This window comes from uncultured Candidatus Puniceispirillum sp. (genome assembly GCF_963979125.1).
Lineage (GTDB): Bacteria > Pseudomonadota > Alphaproteobacteria > Puniceispirillales > Puniceispirillaceae > Puniceispirillum.
This window is the reverse complement of sequence record NZ_CAXBVX010000003.1, coordinates 52,676-63,032: the sequence shown is the minus strand read 5'-3', so window position 1 is coordinate 63,032 and position 10,357 is coordinate 52,676. Positions and strand designations below refer to the sequence as shown.

The following is a 10,357-nucleotide window of genomic DNA, read 5'->3' as shown; positions in this document are numbered from 1 at the left end:
ACAGGCGGTATTTTAAGCGGTGTCTTGCGTTTGAACGCGCCTCTATCCTTCGGCATCATGCATATCGCTCCGCTGATAACCGATTTCATGAAAGAAAATCCCGAAGTGCGGATCGATATTGATTTGTCGGACAAAAGGATTGATCTGATTGCCGAAGGTTTTGATCTGGCGATACGGATTGGCACTTTGCAGGATTCGAGCCTGATTGCCAAAAAAATATCAACGGCGCGTCAGATGCCATGCGCATCACCAGATTTTATTAAGAAACATGGCCCGATAAATACAGCCGAAGATCTTAATAACGTGCCAGGGCTGGTTTATGCCAATTCGCGAACACCTGCCGATTGGGCCTATGTCACTCCGGACGGCAAAGCAGGAACTGTGCATGTGTCACAGCGCCTGTCGGCAACAAATGGTGACGTGCTTCGCGATGCGGCCATTGCCGGACTTGGCGTGGTCAATTTACCAACATTTCTTCTTTTTGAAGCCATTAACGACGGTACGCTCATACCATTGATGGTAGATCATGATTGGTCCGAGCTGGATATTTTCGCTGTTTATCCAAAAACAACTATTTTACCGCGCCGCACACGTGCGTTTGTTGATTTCATGGCCTGGCGTTTTGATAAAAACCCACATTGGAACCAGATAAAGCCGAAAGCATAAATTTAGACCACTGTCGATATTGACAAATCCGTCGGTACAGGCCACTTCTTCGGCCTATGTTAAAGCTTCAGAACCTGTTTTTTGCCATTGATGGTAAACCTCTGCTTGAAAATGCGTCAGCCACAATTCCGGCTGGCCATAAAGTTGGTATTGTTGGGCGCAACGGAACCGGCAAAACAAGCTTGTTCAGATTGATCCGTAATGAATGGGCACTTGATTCGGGAGATATAGAATATCCAAGCTATTTTCGGGTTGGTGGTGTCGATCAGGAAGCCCCCGCTTCCAATATCAGCCTTCTGGATACTGTGCTGGCAGCTGATCTTGAGCGTGATGCCTTGCTATGCGAAGCCGAAAGTGCGACGGATCCAATGCGGATCGCCGATATTCATATGCGTCTTACCGATATTAACGCGCATTCTGCTGAGTCACGTGCGGCAACAATTCTGGCGGGACTTGGTTTTGATGTTGCGGCTCAGGCACGTGCCTGTGCCGAATTTTCAGGTGGCTGGCGTATGCGTGTTGCGCTTGGTGCGGTGCTGTTTTCGCAACCTGACCTGTTGCTTCTTGATGAGCCGACAAACTATCTTGATCTTGAAGGTGCTGTATGGCTGGAAACCTTTCTAGCTAAATATAGCAAAACAGTTCTGGTAATTTCGCATGATCGCGGTCTGCTGAATCGTTCGGTTACCGGCATTCTGCATCTTACCGACCGAAAATTGACCTATTACGGTGGTAGCTATGACCAGTTTGATGCTGAGCGTCGGTTAAAACTGGAACAACAGCAATCAATGAAACGCAAACAGGATGCACAGCGCGCGCATATTCAGAGTTTTGTTGATAGATTTCGTTATAAAGCGTCCAAGGCGCGCCAAGCACAATCACGGCTGAAGCAGTTGGAAAAGATGCAACCTATTGCTGCATTATCCGAAAGTGCCGTATCCGAATTCCAGTTTCCGTCGCCAACGCCACTTCCACCACCGCTTATGGTGATCGAGAATGCGTCGGTCGGCTATGATGGCAAAGCGGTGTTGCGCAAAATTGATATCCGCCTAGATCAGGATGACCGCATTGCTTTGCTAGGTGCCAATGGTCAAGGCAAATCAACCTTGTCCAAATTAATTGCTGACCGCTTGGCACCGCTTGAAGGTAATATCCAGAAATCGGGTAAATTACGTATTGGATTTTTTGCCCAGCATCAGCTGGATGAACTGGTTCCTGGCGAAACGCCATTTCAGCATATGGCGCGGTTGAGACCTGACGAATTACCAACCAAATTACGTGGCCGGCTTGGTGCAGCAGGCATTGGTGCAGACATTGTTGAAAACCCAGTCGAGCGTTTGTCTGGTGGTCAGAAAGCGCGTTTGCTGATGGCGATGGCCGCAATTGATGCGCCGCATATACTTATTCTTGACGAGCCAACCAACCATCTTGATATCGAAAGCCGTGAAGCTCTTGTTCATGCACTGAATGATTATCAGGGCGCTGTCATTCTGGTCAGCCACGACCCGCATCTGGTTGAAACGGTTGCTGATATTCTTTGGATTGTCCGAGATGGTGCCGTGGTGCCATTTGACGGCGATATGGATGATTATCGCAAATTGCTTTTGAAGCAGCGAAATGGCAAGGGCAAAACAGCTGGACATGACACTGATAATCCAAAAACCGCCGATTCTTCAGACAGTCAAAAACAACCAGTACGCGCCCTGTCTGGCAAAGAAAGGCGGCACAACACAGCCCAAGTGCGAAGCGCGATAACCAAAGCTGAAAAGACGTTGGAAAAACTGGCACAGCAGAAAGCGGATATTGAACAGGAAATGGCAAAGCCAGGATTTTTTGACGCTGCGAACCAAAGCCGGGCGGCAGATGCAGGTAAAATTCTTGCTGATATAGACGCTGCCATAGCACATGGCGAAGAAGAGTGGCTGACATTACAGGAGAAGCTGGCTCGCTCACTCGAGAGTTAGGTGCGCTCAAATCATGGTGCTTTTTCTAATTTAGTTATATGGTTTTGACCTTTGTTATTACCCCATTCTAACTTTACGCCTCACATTTGATATTGAGTGGCTTTGCAGGCCACATGATTGAGGGGGGCGGTATGCCAACACATCATAAAATTGACTATGTCGAATTTTCCGCATGGGACATTCTGGCAAGCAAAGCTTTTTTCAGTCGTGTCTTTGGCTGGACATTTGAAGATTTTGGCGCCGAATATACAGCCTTTGCCAATGCTGGCATTGAAGGTGGCTTTTTTGCCAATAATGCTTACAGCCGAACCGAACATGGAAGCGCATTAATCGTGTTATACAGCGACGATCTGGAAAAAAGCTTCGCAGATATTGTGGCGGCTGGCGGTACCATTGCCAAGCCGATTTTTGCGTTTCCAGGTGGCCGTCGGTTTCATTTTTTTGAACCATCGGGCAATGAATTGGCAATCTGGTCAGACAAATCTTGATAAGGGCTTTCGTCGCGTAAAAAATTGGCGTTAGATGACACCATGTTCATATGGCTCATGCCCAGACGATGCTGGTGTGAAAGGCGCGACGATAAATGCAGGCAAAGATCAATGTGATCCGCTTTGGTTTGCTATGTGCGATTTGGCTGGTCGCATTGATTCAGATCGTTGCGGGTGATTATGCCATGCCGCTTAGTAATGCTGGTGTTATAATGTTTGTCATTTTTGGGCTTTTAACTTTGCCAAAGATGCGGCGCGACAGTCTGGTCATTCTGGCATTATTGGGCTTTGTGGCATGGCTGTTGCTGGATCATATGCCAACAAGTGATGAATGGTTTGAAGCGGGACGTAAAGTGCTGATTTTTGCCGGATTGTTGCCAACGATGACGCTTGTCCGCGCTACAGCTGAAACCATGCCATCAGTGCACAAAACCCAGCAAGCACTGGCAGCCTTGCCGCCTGAAGCATCGTCAGGCGGCTTACAGATGGCCGGACATGTATTTGGTGGTATAATCAACACAGGTGCCTTTGCCATGTTGTCTGCGGCCTTGCCCCCTAATAGCGATGAGCGGCGCCGAAAAATGGCTGCTGAAGCGGCATTGCGGGGCATGGTGTCATCTTGTGTCTGGTCGCCCTTTTTTGTGGCCTTTGCCATTGGTCAGACCTTTGTTCCAGTGGATCAATCATGGATTGCGATTGCGCTAGGGTTGGTCACGGCTATTCTATTTGCTTTGATAACTGTGCCTTTATTCAGTAAGCAATTCAGCCTCGTGCAATTGCGTGTATCACTGGCATGTTTGCAACCAGTCAGCATGCGTTTGTTTACAGTATTGGTTGCTGTTATTGCGACGGCTTTGTTTTTTAATTTAACCGCGCTATCCACTGTGGTGATCGTAATGCCTTGTCTGGTTGCGATTCAATTTGTGCGGCACCATGCCAATATACCGTTGATTGTTAAAAATACACATCAGGCAATGATGAATATTGGCGATGATATTGTCATTATAACGGTCGCTATGATTGTTGGTTTCTTTGCTACCCAGACGAATGTCCTGCAAATGTTGGTTGCGTCTGTTTATGTAGGGGTTATTCCGGGTTGGTTTGCCTTGATTGCAACACCATCAATGATGATGTTGGCGTCGGTGGTGGGTGTGCATCCAGTGATAACAAGTACGGCGCTTCTGGCGATATTTAGTCGTGGTGGTGCCGATGTGCAGCCTGCCTTGTTAATGCAATCGCATCTGATTGGATGGGGGGCTGGCACAATGGCGTCAGTCGCATCTTTATCAGTGATTACCTGCGCCAGTTTGTATAATGTAACATCGCGGAATTTGGTTCTGGGGTCAAATTTGCCAACGGCTTTCTGTTATGCGGTAGGCGGAGGTGCTATCTTGGCACTGGTCAATATGGTTCTGTGACTGATAAGCTTTGAGTAAGAAAATGTTTCTGGCATGCTGCCAGCAGTAAAGAGGTACCTAATTCATGATTTTCAGACAGCTTTTTGACAATGTGTCATCAACCTATACCTATTTGATCGCCAGCCGCAAAGGTGGTGAGGCGTTATTGATTGACCCTGTGCTGGAAAAAACCGAGCATTATCTGACCTTGATGGAACAGCTGGATCTGAAACTTGTCAAAGTTCTGGATACGCATGTGCATGCCGATCATATTACCGCAATGGGCGCATTGCGCGATCGGACAAGCTGCGTAACAGTTATGGGCGAACAATCGCCTGTTGATGTTGTGTCAATGCGCGTATCGGACGGGGATGCTGTAGATATTGAAGGATTCAGTTTGACCGCAATGTACACCCCTGGACATACCGATGACAGCTATTGCTTTCGTACCGAGGACAGAATTTTTACAGGTGACACCTTGTTAATACGTGGTACCGGCCGCACAGATTTTCAAAATGGTGATGCAGGGCGGCAATATGATTCGTTGTTTAACGGTGTTTTGAAACTGCCAGAATCGATGCTTGTCTATCCGGCGCATGACTATAAAGGTGATACGGTTTCAACACTTGGCGAAGAGATTGCCTATAACCCACGTTTGCAGGTGAAATCGCGAGAAGAGTATATTGATGTGATGAATCAGCTTAATCTGCCTAATCCAAAAATGATGGATGTGGCGGTTCCCGAAAATATGAAAATTGGCCTCAATTTACAAAAACAAAGGCAAGTGCCGACTATTGAGGCGGGCGCTTTGCTTGGCCGCGAGGCAGATCAGCTTATTCTGGTTGATTTGCGTGAGGATTCCGAGCGTGAGCGGTTTGGTGTGATACCCGATTCAATCCATATTCCCTATGGACAGCTTGAAATGCAACTTGTGACATTGGCGCAGACTGATGGTCGGCCTGTCGTGTTTTATTGTGCGGTTGGTGAACGTTCGGCGATGGCGACGCGCCTTGCCCATGCAAATGGTGTTGATCATTGTGCGCATGTGCCAGGTGGGTTCCAAGCATGGCAGTCTGTTGGTGGCGCCATCAAAGAGATTTCGTAATTAAAAGCCAAGCATGACAATATGGCATGTTACAGAATGGCATGTTACAGACGAAGTCATGTCTGCGATAAAGGGAGTGATCAATGGCAAAAAAGATAGCCGTTATAGGAGGAGGCATCGTTGGTGTCTGTTCGGCGCTTGACCTGCAACAGGCCGGACATGACGTGACACTTATTGATCGAAAACAGCCCGGGCGTGAGACATCATATGGAAATGCGGGCGTTCTATCGGAATCTTCGGTGCTGGTGATTAATAATCCGGTCTTGTTACGGCGGTTGCCAGGTTTGATGCTCAACCAGAGCACAGGGCTTCGTTATAACCCTCTGTTCCTGCTAAAACGTTTGCCATGGGTGCTCAAATTTCTGTCCTATTGCACCAAGTCACATGCCCAGCATGCGTCAAAGGCTTTGCGTGCTTTGATGTTGATTTCGATCGGTCAGCATAAATCATGGATAAACGAAGCCAAGGTCAGTCATTTGCTTCGTTATGCGGGCTGGATGAAGCTGTTCCGCACGCAGAAAGGCTTTGACGGGTTTTCAGCCGAAATAGAGACAATGGCGGAGACAGGTGTAAAATTCACAATTTATGACCGCGAACAGATACGTCAACTTGAGCCAGGATTAGCCCCAATTTATGAAAAAGCGGTTTTGATGGATGAAACATGTGGTGTGTCTAGCCCAGCCGAACTCACCGACGCCTATATAGCCATGTTTATTGCTGCAGGCGGCACAGTATTAAAGACTGATGTAACTGGGCTGAAACCACTGGATAAAGGCTTTGACGTGATCCATGCCGACGGTGCTTTGGCATTTGAAGAGGTTGTTGTGGCGGCAGGCCCGTGGTCGGCGGATGTGGCAAAATGGGTTGGTTATGATGTGCCGATGGGCTGGGAGCGGGGATATCATATGCATCTTGAACCTGATGACGTGCCACAGCTTGGCCGCGCCGCGCATGATGTTGAGGGTGGCTTTGCTATCGCGCCAATGCGTCAAGGTGTGCGGATTACGTCAGGTGTTGAATTAGAGCATCGTGATGCCCCGCCCAATTATACGCAGATAAAAAAGGCTGTCGCTGAAGCCCGCAAAATTCATAAGATGAAAGGCGAAATAGATGCTGAGCCATGGATGGGCCGTCGCCCGACATTAATCGATTCATTACCTATAGTGGGGCCAGCACCACGGCATAAGGGATTGTGGTTTAATTTTGGGCATCAGCATATCGGATTGTCGATGGCACCCGGATCTGCCAAATTGATAACATCGATGATCGACGGTAAAGCCGCCCCTATTGATGCAAGCCCCTATCGGGCTGATCGCTTTCCAATTTAGATCAGGGCTAGATTTATGAGTGTAGCAAAAACAGTAAATGCTGGATCTGCTCAATTCGCTAATCTGCCACGCAAATCCAGCTATGATGTAATCATCATTGGTGGTGCAATGATGGGGTCGTCGGTAGCCTGGTTTCTATCGCAAAATTCCGATTTCAACGGGTCGGTGCTGGTTATTGAAAAAGATGCCAGCTATTCAATGTGTTCTACCGCGCACACTAATAGCTGTATGCGACAGCAATTTTCCACCGAACTCAATATCCGCATTTCACAGTTTGGCGCCAATTTTGTGCGTAATTTCCGAAGCTATATGGGGGATGACCCGGATATCCCCGACTTACATTTTCAGCCATTCGGATATATGTATCTGGCAGATAATGAAACTTTTGCTGATACATTGCGCGCCAGTCAGAAAATTCAGCAGGCATGTGGTGCGGGCACCAAAATCATGACTCCTGATGCGATTAGCGAAGCCTATCCGTTTTATAATCTGGATGACATTATCCTTGGCAGTCATAACCTTGTTGATGAAGGCTATTTTGATGGTCATTCACTTTTTGACTGGTGGAAACGCAAAGCGCGTAAAAACGGTGTTGAATATATCGAGAATGAAGTGGTCAGTATTGATGTTGCGGGTGACAAGGTTACGCGTGTGATGTTGAGCTCAGGTGAGCAGATCAATGCTGGATATATTGTCAATGCGTCTGGTCCACGCGCTGTTTTAACAGCGCGGATGGCGGGGCTTGATCTGCCAGTTGAACCGCGCCGTCGTTATAGCTTTGTTTTTGATGCTGAAACACGCCTTGACCGCGATTTGCCCCTAACCATCGATCCGTCAGGCGTGCATATGCGATCTGACGGTATCTATTATATGGCTGGTTGCCCGCCCGAAAATGACGTTGATGTTGATTATGATGATTTCGAAATGGATCACGCCATCTGGCTTGATAAAGCATGGCCAGCAATAGCAACGCGTGTACCAGCATTTGAAGCCATTAAGCTTATAAACAGCTGGGTTGGGCATTATGCTTATAACAAGCTCGATCAGAATGCGATTATCGGTGCGCATCCGGAGCGCCCGAACTTCATGTTCATCAATGGATTTTCCGGACATGGGCTTCAGCAATCACCAGCAATGGGGCGGGCAATGTCCGAATTGCTGACCCATGGTGAATATCGCAGTCTTGATCTCAGCCCTCTTGGATATGAACGTGTCATGCGGAATGAGCCATTATTAGAAAAGGCAGTTATTTAACTACTTGGCCTGCGCTGTGACATACTCAGAGGTATCACGTAATCCCACGTCACAAACGAATCAGTGAAATTATTCTGACAAATTTCACCATTTCCAAAATTATCTTGGGGATGTGTAGATTTTTCATTTGTGCAAAATTTTTTCACGATCCTATTTTATCAGCTTTGAGTGATATTCGATCAAAAAATGAAAAAGTAAAGTGGCGGTTTTATGCCGTTTTTTGCGATGTTCTGAGGAATGGGAATTAAACTGATAAACTTTATTGCCAAAAACGTCACAATTACTTTCAAAATAAGTAATTGATTCGTTTTTCGCGACAAGTAAACTCATCACAACAATTAAAATAATTCAAATGATACATAGGAGGAGTCACATGAGCGATAGTCGTAGAACATTCCTGACTGGTGCAGCTGTTGTAGGCGCGGCGGCGGTAGGTTATGCAGTCGGTGTCGGAGGGAAGGGCGGAAAAAAAGCTACGCCATCCGCACCTGCTATCAACAAAAATGAAGCTGTCAGCCTTAAGATGCAAGCATCTTGGGGTGGCGGTATATTCTTGGAAAACGCCAAGTCATATGTTGACCGCGTGCATGCCATGGCAGGTAAAGATCTGAAAATCGACCTGCTTGCAGTTAATGCCGTTGTTAAAACTAGCCAGATGCAGGATGCGGTTCATCGCGGCGTTCTGGACGCAGCGCATTACGTGCCAGCTTACTGGTATTCAAAGTCAAAATCAGCTTCATTGTTTGGAACAGGCCCTTGCTTTGGCTGGTCTTCGCAGGAAGTTCTTGGCTGGGCGCATTATGGTGGCGGTATGGAGCTGTTCAATGAATTGATGGAAAGCCTAGGCTTGAACGTTGTTTCATTCTTTAACAGCCCGATGCCAGCACAGCCACTTGGTTGGTTCAAAGAAGAAATCAAAGACGCCTCACAGATGGATGGTCTGAAATATCGTACAGTCGGATTGGCAGCTGATGTTCTCATGGAAATGGGTATGTCTGTTGTGCAGCTTCCAGGTGGTGAAATTCAGCCAGCCATGAAGTCTGGTCTGATTGATGCGGCTGAGTTTAACAACCCAACATCTGACCGTGACTTTGGTATGCAGGATGTGTCTAAGGACTATCATTTGGCATCATTCCACCAGTCACAGGAATTCTTTGAAGTGACCTTCAACAAAAAGAAGTTTAACGCGCTTCCATCTGAGCTTCAGGCTATTCTGCGGCACGCATCAGAAGCCGAAAGTTCAAACTTCTACTGGCACAACACAAAGCGTTATGCCGATGACCTAGTTCGTTTGCAGAACGAAAGTGGTGTTAAAGTTCACCGGACTCCTGACTCAGTGATGGCCGCCCAGTTGAAAGCCTGGGACGTTGTTGTTGACCGTATTTCGGCTGAAGACCCGTTCTTTGCGAAAGTCATCGAATCACAGAAGGCATATGCCAAAGATGTGATGAACTATCTGAATCTGAACCAGCCTGACTATAAGCTGGCTTACAATCACCACTTTGGCTAGGTTGTAATTTTCGAAGATTATTTGTCAGGAGACCCTTTGGTCTCCTGACTTTTATTTATTTTAGAATTATTAGCGGAGCATGCCATGACGCAGTTCATCTATGCTATCGAAAGTCTGAGTGTCTGGGTAGGGCGCGCCTTTGGGTGGTGCATTCTGGTGCTTACTTTCTCGGTATCTTACGAGGTGTTTGTGCGCTACGCACTGAATTCACCAACTGTCTGGGCCTTTGATATGATGGTGCAGATGTATGGTGCGTTATTCCTTATGGCTGGTCCCTATGCCCTGGCACAAGATACGCATGTTCGCGGTGATGTTTTGTACAGGTTATTTTCGGTCAGATGGCAGGCACGGGTCGATTTTATCCTTTATCTGCTGTTTTTCTTCCCCGGTATCCTGGCACTGTTTTGGTTCGGTTGGGAAATTGCTGCTGATAGCTGGCGCTACAAGGAAGTGAGTTGGAATTCACCTGCTCGCATCCAGATTTACTTTTTCAAGACTTTGATTCCGCTGGCTGGTTTTCTCTTAATTTTGCAGGGATTCGCCGAATTGGCGCGATGCTGGCGGGCGATGCAATCGGGTGTCTGGATGGACCGTCTTGCTGATGTCAAGGAAACCGAAGACATGCTGATGGAACAATCTAACTAG

General features: G+C 47.3%; 9 protein-coding genes. All 9 read left to right on the top strand.

Annotated elements, in window-relative coordinates; genetic code table 11:
• Positions 1–666 (top strand): substrate binding domain-containing protein (locus ABNT28_RS00995; RefSeq protein ID WP_348720862.1); only part of this gene is annotated, 666 nt, incomplete at its 5' end.
• Positions 667–722: 56 nt separating this feature from the next.
• Positions 723–2,630: an ABC-F family ATP-binding cassette domain-containing protein gene (locus ABNT28_RS00990; protein ID WP_332923673.1), complete on the top strand. Its 1,908-nt coding sequence runs from the start codon at positions 723–725 to the stop codon at positions 2,628–2,630.
• 131 nt (positions 2,631–2,761) lie between these two features.
• Positions 2,762–3,118 carry a VOC family protein gene (locus ABNT28_RS00985; protein WP_332923672.1) on the top strand — a complete coding sequence of 119 codons (357 nt, stop codon included), beginning with the start codon at positions 2,762–2,764 and terminating at the stop codon, positions 3,116–3,118.
• Between the two features lie 95 nt (positions 3,119–3,213).
• A complete protein-coding gene (locus tag ABNT28_RS00980) occupies positions 3,214–4,536 on the top strand; it encodes a hypothetical protein (protein WP_332923671.1) in 1,323 nt (440 codons plus the stop codon).
• Between the two features lie 64 nt (positions 4,537–4,600).
• Complete coding sequence (locus ABNT28_RS00975; RefSeq protein ID WP_332923670.1) at positions 4,601–5,620, top strand: MBL fold metallo-hydrolase; 1,020 nt, start codon at positions 4,601–4,603, stop codon at positions 5,618–5,620.
• Positions 5,621–5,703: 83 nt separating this feature from the next.
• Positions 5,704–6,948: an FAD-dependent oxidoreductase gene (locus tag ABNT28_RS00970; protein WP_348720861.1), complete on the top strand. Its 1,245-nt coding sequence runs from the start codon at positions 5,704–5,706 to the stop codon at positions 6,946–6,948.
• Positions 6,949–6,963: 15 nt separating this feature from the next.
• Entirely contained in the window at positions 6,964–8,202 is a 1,239-nt protein-coding gene (locus tag ABNT28_RS00965; protein WP_348720860.1) for an FAD-binding oxidoreductase, read from the top strand.
• 373 nt (positions 8,203–8,575) lie between these two features.
• On the top strand, positions 8,576–9,712 hold the full coding sequence (locus ABNT28_RS00960) for a TRAP transporter substrate-binding protein (protein WP_332923227.1): 1,137 nt from the start codon (positions 8,576–8,578) through the stop codon (positions 9,710–9,712).
• An 84-nt stretch (positions 9,713–9,796) separates the two neighbouring features.
• Positions 9,797–10,357 carry a TRAP transporter small permease subunit gene (locus ABNT28_RS00955; RefSeq protein WP_348720859.1) on the top strand — a complete coding sequence of 187 codons (561 nt, stop codon included), beginning with the start codon at positions 9,797–9,799 and terminating at the stop codon, positions 10,355–10,357.

Excerpts from the sequence above, each read along its gene's own strand:
- ABNT28_RS00990 (WP_332923673.1), top strand. The coding sequence starts at position 723 with ATGTTAAAGCTTCAGAACCTGTTTTTTGCCATTGATGGTAAACCTCTG.
- ABNT28_RS00985 (WP_332923672.1), top strand. The coding sequence starts at position 2,762 with ATGCCAACACATCATAAAATTGACTATGTCGAATTTTCCGCATGGGAC.
- ABNT28_RS00980 (WP_332923671.1), top strand. The coding sequence starts at position 3,214 with ATGCAGGCAAAGATCAATGTGATCCGCTTTGGTTTGCTATGTGCGATT.
- ABNT28_RS00975 (WP_332923670.1), top strand. The coding sequence starts at position 4,601 with ATGATTTTCAGACAGCTTTTTGACAATGTGTCATCAACCTATACCTAT.
- ABNT28_RS00970 (WP_348720861.1), top strand. The coding sequence starts at position 5,704 with ATGGCAAAAAAGATAGCCGTTATAGGAGGAGGCATCGTTGGTGTCTGT.
- ABNT28_RS00965 (WP_348720860.1), top strand. The coding sequence starts at position 6,964 with ATGAGTGTAGCAAAAACAGTAAATGCTGGATCTGCTCAATTCGCTAAT.
- ABNT28_RS00960 (WP_332923227.1), top strand. The coding sequence starts at position 8,576 with ATGAGCGATAGTCGTAGAACATTCCTGACTGGTGCAGCTGTTGTAGGC.
- ABNT28_RS00955 (WP_348720859.1), top strand. The coding sequence starts at position 9,797 with ATGACGCAGTTCATCTATGCTATCGAAAGTCTGAGTGTCTGGGTAGGG.